This is a genomic window from Streptomyces sp. NBC_01089 (assembly GCF_045162975.1).
Lineage (GTDB): Bacteria > Actinomycetota > Actinomycetes > Streptomycetales > Streptomycetaceae > Streptomyces.
In genome coordinates, this window is sequence record NZ_CP108660.1 from 2016241 (window position 1) to 2034340 (window position 18100).

The 18100-nt window shown below is 69.3% G+C and carries 14 protein-coding genes; 2 read left to right on the plus strand and 12 right to left on the minus strand.

The window, feature by feature from the left end:
- Positions 1 to 110: 110 nt before the first annotated feature.
- Positions 111 to 743, plus strand: a complete 633-nt coding sequence (locus OG510_RS08835) for a hypothetical protein (RefSeq protein WP_406136221.1) — start codon at positions 111 to 113, stop codon at positions 741 to 743.
- A 174-nt stretch (positions 744 to 917) separates the two neighbouring features.
- On the opposite strand, the gene OG510_RS08840 is transcribed toward OG510_RS08835, so the two are convergent.
- From OG510_RS08840 to nrdR, 8 genes are all read right to left on the minus strand, one after another.
- Positions 918 to 1580 (minus strand): hypothetical protein, encoded by a 663-nt coding sequence (locus OG510_RS08840; protein WP_406136222.1) that lies wholly within the window; start codon positions 1578 to 1580, stop codon positions 918 to 920.
- A gap of 96 nt (positions 1581 to 1676) precedes the next feature.
- Positions 1677 to 2390, minus strand: coding sequence for a ribonuclease HII (locus tag OG510_RS08845; RefSeq protein WP_406136223.1), 714 nt, complete (start codon positions 2388 to 2390; stop codon positions 1677 to 1679).
- A 442-nt stretch (positions 2391 to 2832) separates the two neighbouring features.
- The gene (locus tag OG510_RS08850; protein WP_406136224.1) at positions 2833 to 3762 is read right to left on the minus strand and encodes an ADP-ribosylglycohydrolase family protein; all 930 of its coding nucleotides are present in this window, start codon (positions 3760 to 3762) and stop codon (positions 2833 to 2835) included.
- A 12-nt stretch (positions 3763 to 3774) separates the two neighbouring features.
- Positions 3775 to 4434: a histidine phosphatase family protein gene (locus tag OG510_RS08855; RefSeq protein WP_406136225.1), complete on the minus strand. Its 660-nt coding sequence runs from the start codon at positions 4432 to 4434 to the stop codon at positions 3775 to 3777.
- Between the two features lie 52 nt (positions 4435 to 4486).
- Positions 4487 to 5092, minus strand: coding sequence for a YdbC family protein (locus tag OG510_RS08860; protein ID WP_406136226.1), 606 nt, complete (start codon positions 5090 to 5092; stop codon positions 4487 to 4489).
- Positions 5093 to 5289: 197 nt separating this feature from the next.
- Positions 5290 to 6030 carry a class I SAM-dependent methyltransferase gene (locus tag OG510_RS08865; RefSeq protein WP_406136227.1) on the minus strand — a complete coding sequence of 247 codons (741 nt, stop codon included), beginning with the start codon at positions 6028 to 6030 and terminating at the stop codon, positions 5290 to 5292.
- Positions 6031 to 6329: 299 nt separating this feature from the next.
- Entirely contained in the window at positions 6330 to 9212 is a 2883-nt protein-coding gene (locus tag OG510_RS08870; protein ID WP_406136228.1) for a vitamin B12-dependent ribonucleotide reductase, read from the minus strand.
- Positions 9213 to 9337: 125 nt separating this feature from the next.
- Positions 9338 to 9850 carry a transcriptional regulator NrdR gene (nrdR, locus tag OG510_RS08875; protein WP_164259063.1) on the minus strand — a complete coding sequence of 171 codons (513 nt, stop codon included), beginning with the start codon at positions 9848 to 9850 and terminating at the stop codon, positions 9338 to 9340.
- Positions 9851 to 10468: 618 nt separating this feature from the next.
- On the opposite strand from nrdR, the gene lexA reads away from it, so the two are divergent.
- On the plus strand, positions 10469 to 11263 hold the full coding sequence (gene lexA, locus OG510_RS08880) for a transcriptional repressor LexA (RefSeq protein ID WP_164259061.1): 795 nt from the start codon (positions 10469 to 10471) through the stop codon (positions 11261 to 11263).
- Positions 11264 to 11431: 168 nt separating this feature from the next.
- Here lexA and OG510_RS08885 read toward each other — a convergent pair whose 3' ends face one another.
- The 4 genes from OG510_RS08885 to OG510_RS08900 form a co-directional block, all read right to left on the minus strand.
- On the minus strand, positions 11432 to 13402 hold the full coding sequence (locus tag OG510_RS08885) for an ATP-dependent DNA helicase (protein ID WP_406136229.1): 1971 nt from the start codon (positions 13400 to 13402) through the stop codon (positions 11432 to 11434).
- A 38-nt stretch (positions 13403 to 13440) separates the two neighbouring features.
- On the minus strand, positions 13441 to 15246 hold the full coding sequence (locus tag OG510_RS08890; protein ID WP_406136230.1) for an IucA/IucC family protein: 1806 nt from the start codon (positions 15244 to 15246) through the stop codon (positions 13441 to 13443).
- Between the two features lie 125 nt (positions 15247 to 15371).
- A complete protein-coding gene (locus OG510_RS08895) occupies positions 15372 to 16100 on the minus strand; it encodes a GNAT family N-acetyltransferase (RefSeq protein WP_406136231.1) in 729 nt (242 codons plus the stop codon).
- A gap of 38 nt (positions 16101 to 16138) precedes the next feature.
- Complete coding sequence (locus tag OG510_RS08900) at positions 16139 to 18082, minus strand: IucA/IucC family protein (protein WP_406136232.1); 1944 nt, start codon at positions 18080 to 18082, stop codon at positions 16139 to 16141.
- Positions 18083 to 18100: the final 18 nt, after the last annotated feature.

The following is an 18100-nucleotide window of genomic DNA, read 5'->3' on the forward strand; positions in this document are numbered from 1 at the left end:
AGAATTGGGACTGCTCCCCCGCACGGCCCGCCCGAGGTCCGGATGGGTTGTGCCCCGGTGCGCCTCACCCGCCCTGCCCGCTCCATGGGCGCGTATGCGAAGGGAGGACCGTGACCTTCGGATTCGCTCCGTCCGCCGCACTGACAGCCTCTTCCACCTTCAAGTCCGCCGACTCGGGCAACAGAATCGGGCGCCTGCTCGAACCTGCCGAGTGGGCTGCCGCGGGCATCCCCCTGCTCCGCAGCCCGCGCGATGTCGTGGTCGGCCTGCACTCCAGGCACCGTCCCACCGCTTCGACCGCCGTCGTTGCCGTCCTCAACCACGAGGAACGGCTCGTCGCCAGCGCCTCGTTCACCCGCGGTTCCCAGCCGGCGGACGGCTGGGACCTCCGCAACGCGCTCCTCGACCATCTGCGCCGCATCGTCCCCCATGACCTGCGCCGCCGTACGCCGGTCCGCACCGCCGTACTGCTCTACTGCCGCGAGGGGGACGAGCGGTGGACCGAGGAGGACGGCGCGTGGATGTGGGGGCTGCGTGATGCCTGCACGCTGCACGGGCTGCGCTGCGGGGCGTACATCACACTCACCCGTGGCGGTTGGCAGGTACTCGGCGAAGGACGCGGCGGGCGGCGGCCCAACCTGCTGTCCCGTCCGGCCGACATCGGCCGCAGCACCGCCGACTCGCCCCCGGCACCGCTCCGTTCGGGTGCGCCCGCCGCGCTCCGCCGGGTCGCGGCCCGCTGAACGCACAGCCTGAAGGGCAGCCGCGGCCCGCTGAATCCGCGGCCAGAAAGGCAGCCGACAACCACCGCAGCGGAATCCGACGCGCTCAGCTACGACTGCCGCTGGAGATACCCGGACATGCCACCGCCCGGCCTGCTCCTCAAGGGAGAAGGCCGGGCGGACGGGACGTACGGTTCAGACGCCCGCGCCGAGCACGGCGTTGACGCGCTGCGGGTCACCGCAGACGATCAGCAGGGCTCCGGCGAACTCCCTGGCCGCAGGCAGCACCTGGGCCACGGACTCATCGGTTCCGCCGTTGAGCGCCACCACCACGACAGGCCGGGCCTTGGCCCTGCTCACCGCGTCGGCGCCCGCGTAGAAAACGTCCTCGCGGGCATCGTGCTGCGCCCAGTAGGCCGCTTCGCCGAAGGACAGCTCGTGCGCCGCCCACGGGTGCTGCTCGCCGGTGGTGAACACCAGGACATCGCCCGGTGCGCGACCGGTGTCGAGCAGCAGGTCGACCGCTTCCTCCGCCGCGTCCAGCGCACCCTCCGCCGAGGCGGGGATCAGCTGGATCTGCGGCGCGGAAGAGTCTCCCGCGGGGGTCTCTGGCCGGGCATCCGGACGGTTGCCCGGCCGGTTGTCCGAACGCTGGGAAGAGGATGTCCGCTGCGCGGGAGGCGCGGCGGGCGCGGGCCTGGCAGCAGGACGGGGCCCCGGACGAGCGGGGCGTGGTACGGCCGCGGGACGCGGTCCGGGTACGGGACGAGGGGTCGACGCAGTACGGCCGGCGGCCGGAGCAACGCGGGGACCCTGGGCACTCTCGTGAATCTGAGACTCCTCGGGGATGAGAGGCATGAATGGATGTCTATCAAACGGCGGTGCACGAGGCACCACCGGGTGGGCACGTCAGTGCGATTCGGACGGGGTTTCCTCCGCCGATGCACTGAAAGTTCAGAAGTCGAAGCCGAGTTGGCCCCCGGTTTCCAGCGCGACGGCCTCCGCGAGTGGACGGATCTTCTTCAAGTGCCGCCACTGGGGCAGCCCGTCGAGATAGGACCAGGAGAGCCGGTGGTGCGGTGTGGGCCCCCGCTCCGCCAGCGTGGCTTTGTGCACAGGTGAGGGATAGCCCGCGTTGTTCTCGAAGGCGAACCCCTCGCACACATCGGACTCCGCCAGGGCGAGCTCGGCCATCATCGCGTCCCTGCGCACCTTGGCGATCACCGAAGCGGCAGCGACGGCGACGCAGGACTGGTCGCCCTTGATCACCGTACGGACCTTCCAGGGAACGCCGAGGTAGTCGTGCTTGCCGTCGAGGATCACCGCGTCGGGGCGGACGGGAAGCACATCGAGCGCCCGTACGGCGGCGAGCCGCAGCGCCGCCGTCATCCCCAGGTCATCGATCTCCTGCGGAGAGGCATGCCCGAGTGCGAAGGCGGTGACCCAGGACTCCAGCACCCCGGCCAGCTCCGTGCGGCGCTTGGGGGTGATCAGCTTGGAGTCGGTGAGTCCGGGCGGCGGTCGCCGCAGTCCGGTGACTGCGGCGCAGACGGTGACAGGGCCGGCCCAGGCCCCGCGTCCGACCTCGTCGACGCCGGCGACGGTCTTGGCACCCGTCGTGGCGCGCAGTGAGCGCTCGACGGTGTGCGTGGGTGGTTCGTACGGCATGGCGCCAGTCAGGGTACGCCGCCGGACACCTCCTGCGACACCCCGGTACCGCCCTCGGATTCAGTGGCCTCGGCGACGCGGCAGCGCCGCCCTCACGGCGTCGGCGATCCGGGCAGTGCCGACGTCCACGGATTTGCATACGCGCACCTTCACCGATGCGCCGTCGACTCGGAAATCTCTCGCGTACCGGAGCGCACGCCCACGTCGGCGCGAACACCACTACGCTTGACTCCAGGGTCGCACAACCTCTTTGAGGAGCAGACCGGACGCACGACGGGACGGTCGGCCATGAGTTCATGCCCCTACTGCACCCGTTCCAACAGCAGGACCATCGCATTCGGGAAGCACGGCACACTGCGCAAACCTAGCCGCGGAGAAGGACGCATCGCGGCCCCGCGACTCAGCCGGTGGCGCACACTCCGTCACGTCACGGCAGGCGACCTCACGGCAGGCGCGACGGCGCCCACGCGGGGAGTTCCTCGGTCCGCTCCAGCCACCCCTCGGGCGGCACACCGCCCACTCCCGCGGCCACGACCCCGCCCGCGATCGCACAGGTCGTGTCGATGTCGCCGCCCACCTGGGCCGTCGTCCAGAAAGTCCGCTCGAAATCGCCCAGGCCCCGCGCGGCCGACCACAGTGCGAACGGCACCGTGTCATGCGCGGTGGTCCGCCGGCCGCACCCCAGCACCGCGGCGACCGTACCCGCGTCGTCGTAGTCCAGCATGTCCTTGGCCCGGCGCAGCCCGGCCCCCACGGCACTGCGCGGGACGAGCGCGATCACGCCGTCCAGCAGGTCGGCAGCCGACGGAGGCCCCGCCGGGTCGGCCACCAGGGCGGCGGCCGCGGCGACCGCCATGCTTCCCACCACCGCTTCCCGGTGCTGATGTGTCGTGTACGCGGAGATCTCGGCCTGGTGGGTGGCCTGCTCCGGATCGTGTGCGTACCAGGCTCCGAGGGGCGCGATCCGCATCGCGGCGCCGTTCCCCCACGAGCCCTGGCCGTTGAAGACGGCACTGGCCAGTTCCCGCCAGTCACCCCCTTCTCCGACCAGCCGCAGCATCCGGTTGACCGCAGGACCGTAGTCCCGGTCGACGTCGTGGTGCGCGGCGAAGGAAGCGGCGAGCGTGTCCTGGTCGATCCGGCCTTCCACGACCAGAACCGCCAGTACGGAACAGGCCATCTCGGTGTCGTCGGTCCACCGCCAGGGGCCCACGGGCAGCTCACGGCGGGCCAGCAGCGGATAGTTGTCGGGCGCGAAGAACCGGGATCCCAGGGCATCTCCGACGGAGAGGCCGCGCAGGCTGGCCCGAGCCCGTCCGAAAGCGTCGGCAAGAGACCCGGAAACGGGGTGAAAAGCGGAGTCAGCGGTCATCTCACCTCCACTCTAACCGGTGACGCCGTACGGCTCCGGAACGCGCCAGTGGTCGAAAGGCCGGTCCAGCGTGTACTTGCCGTCCTCCCCCAGCACCAGCGTCCTGGACTCCCCGTTCCCCGGGTTGGACAGCGCCTCGAACTCGGCGACCGACCAGTGGAACCAGCGCATGCAGAAGAGCCTCATCGTCAGCCCGTGAGTGACCAGCAGGACGTTCGGCGGATGGTCGGGCGCCTCGAAGCTCCGGTGGAGGCTCTCCAGGAACGACCCGACGCGGTCGTAGACATCGGCCCCGGACTCCCCCTGTGCGAAGCGGTAGAAGAAGTGACCGTAGGCGTCGCGGTACGCCTTCTGCAGCCGCACGTCGTCGCGGTCCTGCCAGTTCCCCCAGTCCTGCTCGCGCAGCCGGGGCTCCTCCCTGACCCGTACCAGGTCAGGATCGAGGCCGAAGGCGCGGAAGGTCTCGTGGGTACGGCGGTAGGGCGAGACATAGGCGCTCACGGGTTCGCGGCCGAACAGCTCCCGCAGCCGCGCCCCGGTCTCCTCCGCCTGGCTCCTGCCGCTCGGGGTGAGCTTCAGGGCGTGGTCGGGTTCGCGCTCGTACACCGTGTCATCGGCGTTTCCCTCCGACTCCCCGTGCCGGACAAGAACGATGCGTTGTGGTCGTGCCATGCCAAGACCCTAGATCGGATCGGTGCCGGGTGCCCCGATGCCCCCTCCACGGCTATACCGTCCAGGACGGTTCCAGCTGGACGACGTCGCCCGTCAGCGCTGCCACATCCGCGTCGGTCCGGGCCCGCAGCGACAGCCGCTCGATGCGCTCAGGCCGGTATTTGCCGCGCTCGGCCGCGGACTGCCACATCGAGAGCACGAGGAACTCGTCGCCCGGCGCCTCCCCGAACATCCCGCGCAGCATCCCGGGCGAGCCCGCCATCGCCGGGTTCCAGACCTTCTCCTGCATCAGCGCGAAGTGCTCGGCCCGCTCGGCGTGCACCCGGCAGTGCGCGACCCTGACCACATCCGCGTCGGCGAAGCGGGGTTCGAACCCCGTTCTCACATCGAAGCGGTACTCGAAGAGCTTGGCCTGCATGTCCTTGAACGTGCCGGCCTGAGCCGCGGCGAGCCGGTCGTGCGCGCGGGCCATGAACGAGTCGTAGAACGGCCGGCTCTCCCAGAAGGCGAAGACATTCGCCACATTCTGCCGACTGCGGCTCCAACCGCCCCCCTGTCCCCGGAATCCCGGCTCACCCAGCAGCCCCGCCCACCTTCGCTGCCCCTGTTCGAACCCTCTGGGGTCTGTCACCGTGCAGCGAATCCACTTGACCAGCACCGCGCCATCGTACGGCCAGGAGAGTGACGCCGGTCATGGTCCTGTGGACCACGCCCCGATCAGCTGCCGTAAACATCCGGGGCGCTTTCAATACCGGTCATATAGCCAAGGAAACCGGTCATCTCGGCGGCCACAACGGTCTGTTCACTCTCTTCCGCGCCCGGAGCGGTGCGCACCCCGAGCTGCCCGCCCGGCCATCAGGCGCGGCAGCGCAGCATCTCCAGCGGAGGGTTGGCGTGGAAGTCCGCCCAGAATTCCGTACCGAACTTACGCACACCGGCATCGGACACCGTCAGCGGAACCCAGGTCACGTCGCTGAATCCGGCCGCCCGCAGGGAGTTCTCGTAGACCTCGCGGCGCGGGCGGTTGGCGACGAAGGAGACCGGCGGGTCGAGCAGCGCCGTGATCCGGACCTGTGGCCCGGTCCCGGCCTCCTCGCCGGTCAGCTCGGTGCGAAAGCCGTACTTGTCCGGAGGCGGCCCGTCGAAGCGGAAGTCGGGCGACTGGTTGAGCACGAAGAATTCGCCGCCGGGCCTCAGGCTCCGGTGCACATGGCGGCACATCCGCTCGGCGGTCGCGGTGTCCCGCGCGTAACCGAACGGCTGGACCGCCACCGCGACGTCAAAAGGCTTCTCGACGGGCCGGAGTTCGGACACGTCGCCCACCTCGTAGCGCACACCCAGCGGATGGCGGTCCTCCGACTGCTGTGCCGCGTCGATCATCACGCCGGAAATGTCGACTCCGAGCACGTCCGCGGCGCCACGGCGTTTGAACTCCCTGCTGTAGAAGCCGGTCCCGGATGCCAGGTCGAGGACCGACTTGCCGCGTACGTCCCCCACCATGGCCAGGAAGCCGGGCACCACCACGTACTGCTCCAGCGGCAGGGCCTTGAAGCCCTCGAACGCCTCACCGATCCCGTCGTACTGCTGCACGCCCACCCTGCCGCCCCCTGTGCGCCGCGATGCCTTTGGCCACGGCCGCGCATCCGTTCCCGTTCCCGGGGCACTCCGCGGCCTCTGGCGGGCAGTCTTCCGCGCCTCCGGCACACCGTCGTACTGGCAGAAGCCACAAAGATGCGGCCGCCGTTCCGGCGCCGTGTACGGGCGGGCATCGTGGCACCGGGTGTGCGGGGACGCCGAAGGGGACCGGCCCGCGGGCCGGTCCCCTTCGGTGAGCCACTGCTCAGCTGTACGCGCGGGCTACGCCGGACCTGGATCCGACGCGGCCCTCCCCGCTGTCAGCTGCAGCCGCTGGTCGAACCGCATCCCTCGCAGAGGTAGCAGCTGCCCGCGCGGCGCATCTTCGTACCGCAGGAGAAGCAGAGCGGGGCATCGGCGTTCAGGCCCAGCGTGATCTCCATCAGTTCCGTCGAGTTGTGCGCCTGCTTGGGAGCGGGCACCTCCGCAGCGGCCTCCGGCTGCGGTGAAGCCGCCTTCGGCGCATCGGCCTGGCGCGGTGCGGACTGGGACAGGCCCTCCACATCCACGTCGTCCTCGCCGGGCTCGTACGATCCGGTGTCCAGGTGGCGCTGGCGCTCCGCCGCCGAGTGGATACCGAGCGCGGAACGCGTCTCGAAGGGCAGGAAGTCGAGCGCCAGACGGCGGAAGATGTAGTCGACGATCGACTGCGCCATCCGCACATCGGGGTCGTCCGTCATACCGGCAGGCTCGAAGCGCATGTTGGTGAACTTCGAGACGTACGTCTCCAGCGGGACGCCGTACTGCATACCGACCGAGACCGCGATCGAGAAGGCGTCCATCATGCCCGCGAGGGTCGACCCCTGCTTGGACATCTTGAGGAAGACCTCACCGAGGCCGTCGTCCGGGTAGGAGTTGGCGGTCATGTACCCCTCGGCGCCACCGACCGTGAAGGAGGTGGTGATGCCGGGACGGCCCTTCGGAAGGCGCTTGCGGACCGGGCGGTACTCGATGACCTTCTCGGTCTTCGGCTCGGTCTTCTCGGCGTCGTCGGCGGACTTGGACTTGGCCGAGAGCGGCTGTCCGACCTTGGAGTTCTCGACGTAGACGGCGAGCGCCTTGGTGCCGAGCTTCCAGCCCTGGAGGTAGATCTCCTCGACGTCCTCGACCGTGCTGGACGCCGGCATGTTGACCGTCTTGGAGATGGCACCGGACAGGAACGGCTGAGCGGCCGCCATCATCCGCACGTGGCCCATGGGGGCGATGGAACGCTCGCCCATGGCGCAGTCGAAGACCGAGTAGTGCTCCGGCTTGAGGCCGGGCGCGTCGACGACATTGCCGTGGTCGGCGATGTGGGCGACGATCGCCTCGACCTGCTCCGGCTGGTAGCCGAGGCGCTTGAGGGCCTTGGGGACCGTGTTGTTCACGATCTGCATCGAGCCGCCGCCGACGAGCTTCTTGAACTTGACCAGGGCCAGGTCCGGCTCGACGCCCGTGGTGTCGCAGTCCATCATCAGGCCGATGGTGCCGGTCGGTGCCAGCACCGACGCCTGCGCATTGCGGAAACCGTTCTTCTCACCGAGGCGCAGAACGTCCTGCCATGCCTCGGTGGCGGCGGCCCAGACCGGGCTGTCCAGGTCATCGGTGCGCTTGGCCGACGCGTTGGCGTCCGAGTGCTGCTTCATGACGCGCTTGTGCGCGTCCGCGTTGCGGGCGTAACCGTCGTACGGGCCGACGACCGCGGCGAGCTCCGCTGACCGCTTGTACGAGGTGCCGGTCATCAGCGAGGTGATGGAGCCGGCCAGTGCGCGGCCGCCGTCACTGTCGTACGCGTGGCCGGTCGCCATGAGGAGCGCGCCGAGGTTGGCGTAGCCGATGCCCAGCTGGCGGAAGGCGCGGGTCGTCTCGCCGATCTTCTCGGTGGGGAAGTCGGCGAAGCAGATCGAGATGTCCATCGCGGTGATGACCAGCTCGACGACCTTGGCGAAGCGCTCGGCGTCGAACGACTGGTTGCCCTGGTCGTCGTCGCGCAGGAACTTCATGAGGTTGAGGGAGGCGAGGTTGCACGACGAGTTATCCAGGTGCATGTACTCGCTGCACGGGTTGGACGCGGTGATCCGACCCGTCTCGGGCGAGGTGTGCCACCGGTTGATGATGTCGTCGTACTGGATCCCGGGGTCGGCACAGACGTGCGCGGCCTCGGCCATCTTGCGGAAGAGCGCCTTGGCGTCGACCTTCTCGATGACCTCGCCGGTCATGCGCGAGCGCAGACCGAAGGCGGATCCGGACTCGACCGCGTGCATGAACTCGTCGTTCACCCGGACCGAGTTGTTCGCGTTCTGGTACTGGACGGACGTGATGTCGTCGCCGCCCAGGTCCATGTCGAAGCCCGCGTCACGCAGGGCGCGGATCTTCTCCTCCTCCTTCACCTTGGTCTCGATGAAGGCTTCGACGTCCGGGTGGTCGACGTCGAGGACGACCATCTTGGCCGCGCGGCGGGTGGCGCCGCCGGACTTGATCGTTCCCGCGGAGGCGTCGGCCCCGCGCATGAAGGAGACCGGACCCGACGCGTTGCCGCCGGAGGAGAGCAGCTCCTTGGAGGAGCGGATACGGGAGAGGTTCAGGCCGGCGCCCGAGCCGCCCTTGAAGATCATCCCCTCTTCCTTGTACCAGTCGAGGATGGACTCCATGGAGTCGTCGACCGACAGGATGAAACAGGCGCTGACCTGCTGGGGCTGAGCCGTGCCGACGTTGAACCAGACCGGCGAGTTGAAGCTGAAGACCTGGTGGAGCAGCGCGTACGTGAGCTCGTGGTCGAAGAGCTCGGCGTCCGCCGGGGAGGCGAAGTAACCGTTCTCCTCGCCGGCCTTGCGGTACGTCTTCACCACACGGTCGATGAGCTGCTTGAGGCTGTTCTCACGGTTGTCCGCGCCGACAGCGCCGCGGAAGTACTTGCTGGTGACGATGTTGACCGCGTTCACCGACCAGAAGTCGGGGAACTCGACGCCACGCTGCTCGAAGTTGACCGAGCCGTCGCGCCAGTTGGTCATGACGACATCGCGGCGCTCCCAGACGACCTCGTCGTACGGATGCACGCCGGGAGTGGTGTGGATGCGCTCGCTGCGCAGCCCCTGCCGATTAGCAGCCGCCTTGGTGCCCTTCGTACGGGAACCTCGTGCCGGGCCGCTCGCCGTCTCTGTCATGCCGCCTCCCATATGCGGGCTAAAACGCCCAAAAGTGCCCAGTTCTTCCCATGGCACTGTGTCTGTCTGACACCTGTGGCGCAGGAAGCACCACAGGCAGGTCTCTGTCCGCCGGCCCCGGAGGGTCAGTCGGTGGCAGTGGCGGGCACGGGGACCGCGGGGGCCCCTCCGCACTCGCATCCCACTGCGGGGGGCTGCGCGTCGCGGAGTTCCGCGATGGCGGCCTCGAAGTCTTCGAGCGAGTTGAAAGCCCGGTAGACGGACGCGAAGCGCAGATACGCGACAAGGTCGAGTTCCTGCAACGGGCCGAGTATGGCCAGCCCGACGTCGTGAGTGGTGAGCTCGGCGCCCCCGGTGGCGCGCAGCGCCTCCTCGACCTGCTGGCCGAGTTTGGCGAGGGCGTCCTCGGTGACCGGCCGCCCCTGGCACGCCTTCCGCACACCCGAGATGACCTTCGTACGGCTGAACGGTTCGGTGACCCCGCTCCGCTTGATCACCATCAGCGAAGCCGTCTCGACCGTCGTGAAACGGCGGGAGCAGTCGGGACACTGCCGGCGCCGCCGGATCGACGTGCCGTCGTCCGTGGTGCGGCTGTCGACAACGCGGCTGTCAGGGTGCCTGCAGAAGGGGCAGTGCATGGTTCCCGAGCCTCCTTCGCGGTACGACTGAATAGCCTCGCCGGGGCCGGATCGAGCCCCTCGAAGCAGCCCCAAGCATAGGCGATGACCCGGGACGCGAGGGACCAAGGACCACAACTTCTGGGCGGCTGTTTCAATCCAACCACTAGATCTGGGGTTCAGCTCCGCTTTTGCAGCAGCGCGTGTCGCACCCGGCCGCCGGGCAGTCCGGCTCGGAAGAGGCTACGGGAAGCGCTTCGGCGGCCGGATCCCGGGCCCTCCCGGAAGTCACCGGCGGACAGCATCCCGGGAGGTACAGCGACGGGCGGCCGCGACCGGAGCACGGACGGTGACGGATCGCCCCCGGCCCGCGGCACGCGGCGGCCCGGGGGCCCGCGGCCGGACCCGCGGATCCGGACGCCGGCGGCGGACGGTACCGTAATCGACCGAATTGCCTTTCGGCATCAAGGGATCACCTTTCGGCCCCGGTTTCGACCCCGGCCGCCGCTCATACACCCGCCGCCACGCTCACGTGAAGGATATTTCATTTTTTCACTCGAACGTGTGTTTGGCGCAACCTTTCGAAACCCACTACCGTTGTCCAACCAGGGAGAGAACATCTCGAGAGGGGCCGACGACGTGACCACGACCGCAGACACCGCCACCATCACCGCCCAGGACCGTTCGCAGAACCGACTCGAGCCGGTGCATGCCATGAATGACGCAGCCACGGACCCGGAGGGCCAGCTGCCCCCGCGCCCCACACGCTCGCTGCCCGGACGGCCTCCCGGTATCCGGGCGGACAGCTCAGGGCTCACGGACCGGCAGCGGCGGGTGATCGAGGTGATCAGGGACTCCGTGCAGCGCCGTGGGTATCCGCCGTCGATGCGCGAGATCGGTCAGGCGGTCGGGCTGTCCAGCACCTCGTCCGTCGCCCATCAGCTCATGGCCCTGGAGCGCAAGGGCTTCCTGCGCCGTGACCCGCACCGCCCCCGGGCGTACGAGGTCAGGGGCTCGGACCAGCCGAGCACCCAGACCACCGACACCACGGGCAAGCCCGCCGCGTCGTATGTGCCGCTGGTCGGCCGGATCGCCGCCGGTGGGCCGATCCTGGCCGAGGAGTCGGTCGAGGACGTCTTCCCGCTCCCCCGGCAGTTGGTCGGTGACGGCGAGCTCTTCGTCCTGAAGGTCGTGGGCGACTCCATGATCGAGGCCGCCATCTGTGACGGCGACTGGGTCACCGTGCGCCGCCAGCCCGTCGCGGAAAACGGCGACATCGTGGCCGCCATGCTGGAGGGCGAGGCCACGGTCAAGCGCTTCAAGCGCGAGGACGGCCATGTCTGGCTGCTGCCGCACAATGCCGCTTACCAGCCCATCCCCGGTGACGAAGCCACCATCCTCGGCAAGGTTGTGGCCGTGCTCCGACGCGTGTGAGTACCGCGTCGGCCCTGGACAGGGCTCCGGAACTCACTGCGCCGGTTCCGGGGTCCTGCTTTCTCCACACCGCTTTTTCCGCACCTCATTTTTCCCGCGCGCCACTGATCCGCGCACCCTACTGACCGCGGCTGACCACGCCACTGCTGGCCACTCCGCTGCTGCCCCTTACTGACCGGTCTCCTTGGCCACCGCGTCGATCGCGGCCAGTGACCGACGGATCTGATTACGGTCTGTGGTGAACCAGAAATCGGGCAGCGAAGCCCTCAGATAGCTGCCGTAGCGCGCGGTGGCCAGCCGGGGGTCCAGCACCGCGACGACACCGCGGTCCCCCATCGCCCTGACCAGCCGGCCGGCGCCCTGCGCCATGAGCAGAGCGGCATGCGTCGCGGCAACGGCCATGAACCCATTGCCACCGCCCTCCTCGACCGCCTTCTGCCGAGCGCTCATCAGCGGGTCGTCCGGGCGTGGGAAGGGAATCCGGTCCATCACCACGAGCTGACAGCTAGGTCCCGGGACATCGACTCCCTGCCAGAGCGACAGCGTCCCGAAGAGACAGGTCTCCGGATCTGCCGCGAAATTCTTGATCAGCTCACCGAGTGTCTCCTCGCCCTGGAGCAGCACCCGCCTGTCCTGCCTGCCGCGCAGTTCCTCGGCGGCTGCCTGGGCGGCCCTCATGGACGAGAAGAGACCGAGCGTGCGGCCGCCTGCCGACTCGACCAGTTCAGCGAGCTCGTCCAGCATGTCCGTACGCGATCCCTCGCGGCCAGGTGCCGAGAGGTGTTTGGCGACGTACAGAATGCCTTGCTTCGCATAGTCGAAGGGCGAGCCGACATCCAGGCCCTTCCACTGCGGGACGTCCTCCCCCTCCGTGCCCTCGGGCGAGAGTCCGAGTGAAGCACCCACCCCGTTGAAATCGCCGCCGAATTTCAGCGTCGCCGAGGTGAGGACCACCGAGCGCTCGGCGAAGAGCTTCTCCCGGAGCAGCCCCGAAACGGAGAGCGGAGCGACCCGCAGCGAAGCGCCGAAACGGTCATGACGCTCGTACCAGACGACGTCGTACTCCGATCCGAGAGTGATCCGCTCGGCGACATCGTGGATGGACTCGACGGACGCCAGTGCCTGCTTCCTTACGACGTCCTCGTCCTGCACGGACTTGTCCCGGGTGGCGCCGATGGCCGAGATGACCGTTCGGGCCGCGTCCCGCAGGGACATCAGCGCATATCCGAGGTCCTCGGGGATCTCCTCCAGCCGGCCGGGGAGCGCCAGCTCCATCACCCGTTCGAAGGTCTCGGAAGCGGTCTGGAGCGAGTCCGCCGCTTTCTCGTTGACGAGCTTCGCCGCACGCCGTACGGCCCTGTTGACCTGGCCCGGAGTGAGCTCGCCCGTGGCGACTCCGGTGACCCGAGAGACCAGCTCATGGGCCTCGTCCACGATCAGTACCTCGTGCTGCGGCAGGACCGGCGCGCCCTCGATCGCGTCGATGGCGAGCAGGGCGTGGTTGGTCACGACGACGTCGGCGAGCTTGGCGCGCTCCCGGGCCGCTTCGGCGAAGCACTCGGCCCCGTAGGCGCATTTGCTCGCCCCGAGACATTCCCGCGAGGAGACCGAGATCTGGCCCCAGGCGCGGTCGGAGACGCCCGGAGTCAGATCGTCGCGGTCGCCCGTCTCCGTCTCGTCCGCCCAGTCCCGCATACGCAGCAGGTCCTGGCCGAGCTTGCTGGTGGGGGCAGCCGCCTCGAACTGGTCGAACAGCCCGTCGTCCTCCTCCTGCGGCACGCCCTCATGGAGGCGGTGCAGACAAAGGTAGTTGGACCGCCCCTTCAGCATGGCGAACTGGGGGCGCCGCCGCAGCAGCGGATGCAGGGCTTCGACCGTACGCGGGAGGTCCCGCTCCACGAGCTGCCGCTGGAGTGCGAGCGTCGCGGTGGCCACCACGACGCGCTCCCCGTGGGCCAGCGCGGGGACCAGATACCCCAGCGACTTTCCGGTACCGGTGCCGGCCTGGACCAGCAGGTGGGCGTTGTCGTCGACGGCTTCGGCAACAGCCTCGGCCATGGTGACCTGGCCGGGCCGCTCCGTACCGCCCACAGCGGTGACGGCGGCGTGCAGGAGCTCGGGGAGGGAGGGCTTCGTCATAGCGGAACCACCCTACGGTGCAGCACTGACAATCGGGGTCACACCTCGTGCAGAGGGTTGGCGACCGTCCCGTGCACGGCGGCGTGCGGCCGGTTCGGACGGTCGCGGTAGCCGTCGAGGTGGAGCCGGTTGCGGTTCAGACAGAGCCGCTCGATCCGCGGGGTCAGCAGGTCGAAGGTCTCGTAGCGTTCCTTCAGCTCGGGGAACCGGGCTTGATGGCGGAGGATCTCAGCACGTACCAGCCGCCAGAAATCAGCCTCCGGCACTCCTAGTTGATCTTCGCAGAGGGGTGCGAGGTACCGGAACACCCCGATGAAGAGCCCGGAGTGGATGAACTGTGTCAGGAAGGCCGGTTCCTCGGTCAGCAGGACGTCCCGGACATCGTCCGGCATCGCGTCGTGCTCCGGGAGCGGCTCGGCGCTGATGTTGACGTCGTCGACGAAATCCTTGATCGCCAGCCGCACCGGGACATCGTGGCTGTCGAAGACGACGATGGCGTTCTCACCGTGCGGGGAGAAGACCGTTCCGTAGCGGTAGAGGAAGCGCAGCAGCGGGGGAAGCAGTGCGGCGAAGAGCCGCCCGAGCCAGACGGTGGGCGCCAGCCCCGACCTGGCGACGAGCTCCGCGGTGAAGGAGCGTCCCTCGATGTCGGTGTGCAGCAGGGAGGCGAGCGTACGGGCCCTCTCACCGGCGGCCAGTTGTACGCCGAGCGGCTCACGCCAGATGGCACCGAGGAGTTCCCGGTACTGGTATGGGACTTCGGGCAGCTGGTCGTACAGCGGGTGCTCCACCGCGACGGACGCGACTTCGCCCAGCAGGATGACCCCGCACTCGTCGCGCAGGAACGCGTCGCTGTCCCGCAGCCCCTGGACCCAGGCGGTGACGGCCGGAGCGGCGAGCGTGCGCTCGGTGGGGAGACCGCGCCAGACCAGGGTGTTGAGGATGGACAGCGGCAGTTTCACGGTGTGCCGCTCGGGGTGTGCGAGGTTGAGGAAGGTCCGGATGGACTGCTGCGGGAGGCGGGGATCGGTGTCGGCGTGGAGCGGGACGATCCGGTGGTGGGCGATGGCCGGCGCATAGAGCGGAAGGATCACTTCGTCCCACTGCCAGGGGTGCACGGGGAGGTAGAGATATCCGTCCGGGTCCAGCCCACGGGCCCTTAACTCGGCGGCGAAGGACTCCCTTACGTCGGCGTCGAGTTCACGCCGGTAGAGCCGGTCGGGCGTGGCGAGCCCGGTGACGCCCCGGTACTGCGCGAGGTCGGTACTGACCGCGATCCATGGCAGCCGGGCGGGCCTGCGGGACTCGGGGGTCCAGCGGGCGGCGTCGGCGGCCGAGAATCCGATCCGGCCCTTGTTGAGAACGAGCCACGGGTGGCCGGTCTGATGGCCTTCCAGCTGCGCGTAGTCGAGTTCGGCGAGTTCGGCGGCGGAGAGCGCGGTGTGATCGATGCGTGCGTCGGCGGCGAGCGTGGTGGTGAGTTCACGGACCAGGTGCCCCAGCGTCGCTCCGTCCAGTTCGAGGAGCCTGCGGGCCAGGACGAGGAAGCGGAGCGGGTCGCTGAAGGGTTCGCCCTGGAGCGCGATGGTGTCGGGGTCGATGTGCCAGTGCCCGTAGGCGCCACGCCGGGCCCGGAAGGTCAGCGGCAGGTCGTCGTCGAGCGTGAGCGTGTGGCGCCCGCCGGTCCCCGCCACCGGCTCGACGATCTCCTCGTAGGCGAAGGCGCTGAGCATCTTGGCGAGAAGGCGGCGGGCCGCGCGGTCCCAGTCCTCGGGGTTCAGCTCGGCGGGGGCGAGCAGCTTCGGTTCTGCTTCGGAGTCGAAGCCAGCAGACGGGTTCAGCACGGGGACTCCTCGGGGTGGAACCGATTCGGGGCGGTCGGTGTATCAAAAGCAGCAGGTCGTCAGGGGCGGGGATGTACGGACAGGAGCACGGGGTGTGGTCGCTGCGGGTGGTTGTCGGGAGCTGTTCACATCAGGTCGCGGAAGGCGCGGTCGCGGATCATCAGGGCCGCACGTTTGTCAGGGAGGTCGACTTCGGCCGCATAGCGGAATCCAGCGCCGAGAAAGGCCGATACGGAAGGGGTGTTACGCAGGTCGGGCTCGGCCACGACCCGGGGGCACTGGGGCCGGTTGTCCAGTACGAGGTCGGAGACGGTACGCAGCAGGGTGGTGCCGGTGCCGCGCCCCCGGTCGGCGACGCCACCGATCAGGAGGTGCAGGCCGGTGTCGTGAGGGCGGGCCGGATAGTGCCGGGCGAGCGGATCGAGGTCGGCGCGGTAGATCTCCCAGTAGCTCATCGGGGTGCCTTGGAGCACGCCGAGGCAGGGGACGCTCCGGCCGTCGCCGTCCAGCTGGGGACGCAGGTGCGCGCGGGTGACGGACTCGGGGCCCGACAGTTCCCAGAAGGCGGCGACGGCAGGGTCGTTCATCCAGTGGCTGAGGAGAGAGAGGTCGCGTTCGATGTCCACGGGTACGAGCTGGAAGACGCCCACCGGGGTGGAGACGGGCTTCCAGGCGCCGGGGCCGTCCAGCAGCCCCCCTCCGGGGGGGTTGGGGTCGACGGGCCACGGGTCCCCGGTGCGCAGCAGCGACAGCAGATCCTCGGGCAGCTGCAGATCGAGGGTGTCCTCGGACCCGTCGTCGGTCCGCGGGACAGATCCTGACCCGGTGTCGGTGCTCGCATCCGTGGAGGGCACGGCCACGCTCCTCATTCTCTGCTCAGGTATCGGTCGGGTCATGCCCCAGTGGGGTGAAGGGGGTTGGCGAGGCGGACGTATACGGACTGGGTGTCGACCGGGCCGACGAGTTCGTCGAGCCCGTGGAGTCGGGTCAGCAGGTTGGCTTTGGTACGCAGGACGGGGGTGTCCAGAAGTTGAGCGGGCAAAGGGGAGCCGAGTGCGGTGGCCCTGGTGAGGAATTGCCGGAAGGCCGCGATCAGCAGCCGTTCGTCGGCGAGTTGCTGGGAGCCGAAAGCACCGATCAGTCCGAAGACGTTGTTGATGGCGAGGTAGTAGGCGAAGCGTTCGTCGGTGACGTCGTCGGCCACGAAGGTGTCGCTGACGGCCCCGATGCCGGGGAGGCGCTTCTCCAGCGCAGTGCGGTGGGACTCCCGGAAGTAGTAGCCCTGGTTGTCGCGGTAGCGGCCGCCGACGGGCCAGCCGCCGGGGCCGAGGATGACGATGGTGTTCTGCTGATGGGCTTCGAGCGCGATGCCCGCGGTGCCGTCCAGCCACAGCACCGGGCGTACGACGTGGTCGAGATAGCGCAGGAACCACTCGGTGGCGACAGCTCCGGTGGACCGCCCGGTCCTGGCCGCGAGTGCGGTCACGATGTCGGCGAGACGCGAACGCATGGCGCCCGCGCCGGGGCGGGGGTGGACCGCGGTGAGACCGGCGACGCAGACGGCGTCGTCGTTGACACCGAACGGATTGTGGCGCAGGACGACATCGAAGCCGGGAAGCGGTGCGCCCTCAGGGGTGTTCACGGCCATCCAGGCCGGATCACGGACGATGTCGAAGCCGGGGTGGGCCGCCTGCCACTCCCCGCCGAGGCCGCTGCGCAGGACCCGGTGGACCTCCACTCCACGGTGGAGTTCCTTGCGGAGGTTCTCCCGGCGGGAGTTGGTGATGCGGACCCTCAGGGACAGCTTCAGCATCGCTTCGCCGCCCGGCCGGTGGACGGTGCGTACGGACGAGGTGGGATACCAGCGGTCGCCGTGCCGGCCGAGGTCGTGCAGCAGGCCCGCGTCGAGGAGGGAGGCCACGGCGGGCCGGTGGGCCAGGTCCCGGGCCTGCCAGGGGTGGAGCGGCAGAAGAGCCGTGTTCTCGGGGTGCTGGACACCACCCGAAAGCCGGGCGGTCAGCCGGGCGGCGGGCAGGGTGCGCCCGCCCTCCGTCCACGCCGAGTCCTGCGCGAGTACGGAGCGGTCGACGGCCATCCAGTGCAGCGCGAAGGAGCCGTGCAACTCCGGCGAGTAAAGGCTGAATTCGGCGTCCGAGAGACCTTCGCGGCTCTTCGGTGTGGGGTGCAGCGGGTGGCCGAGCAGGAGAGACTGCTCGGCGGTGAGGAAGGGGTCCGCCTCACTGGACGGCTCCGGACTCCGGCGGCGCTCCGTGATGAAGACGGCAGTCCGGTTCACCGAGTCGGCGACCCTGCCGACGAGTTCGGTGCTGTCGCTCTGGCCGGCCTCCCTGCCGAGCAGCGCGGCGACGGTGACGGCGTCGGCGCGAGGGGCGCCGATCGATCCGCCCTCGATCACCGGCTTGCCGAACCGGTGCCAGCCGGTGACCGACCAGTAAAGGACGGGGACAAGCAGCGCGATACCACTGGCGTTCAGGGGGATGCGCAGGGTGCGCCCGGTGGGAGCGGACAGGTTCTTCTCCCGCACCCAGCAGCGGAGCAGGTTCTCGACGGCCGCGGCTTCGGCCGCCGCGCTGGGGTCGGGTGCGTCGACGGGGTCCTCGAAGAGGCCGGGTGCCGGGTGACCGTCCGGGGTGCGGTCCGCCCTCATCTGGCGTGGCACCGTTTCCGGGCCGGCCGAGAGCGAGCCGGTCGACACCGGGCCGACGGTGAGGGCGTCGGCCCGGGACGGGTGGGCCGACAGCGGGGCTGCCGCACGGCTGTTGGGGACTGCGGGGTCGCCGGTCTCGGGGGCATCGGGGTCGGGCGTGGGGTTCACGGGTGCTTCCTTGCGCGG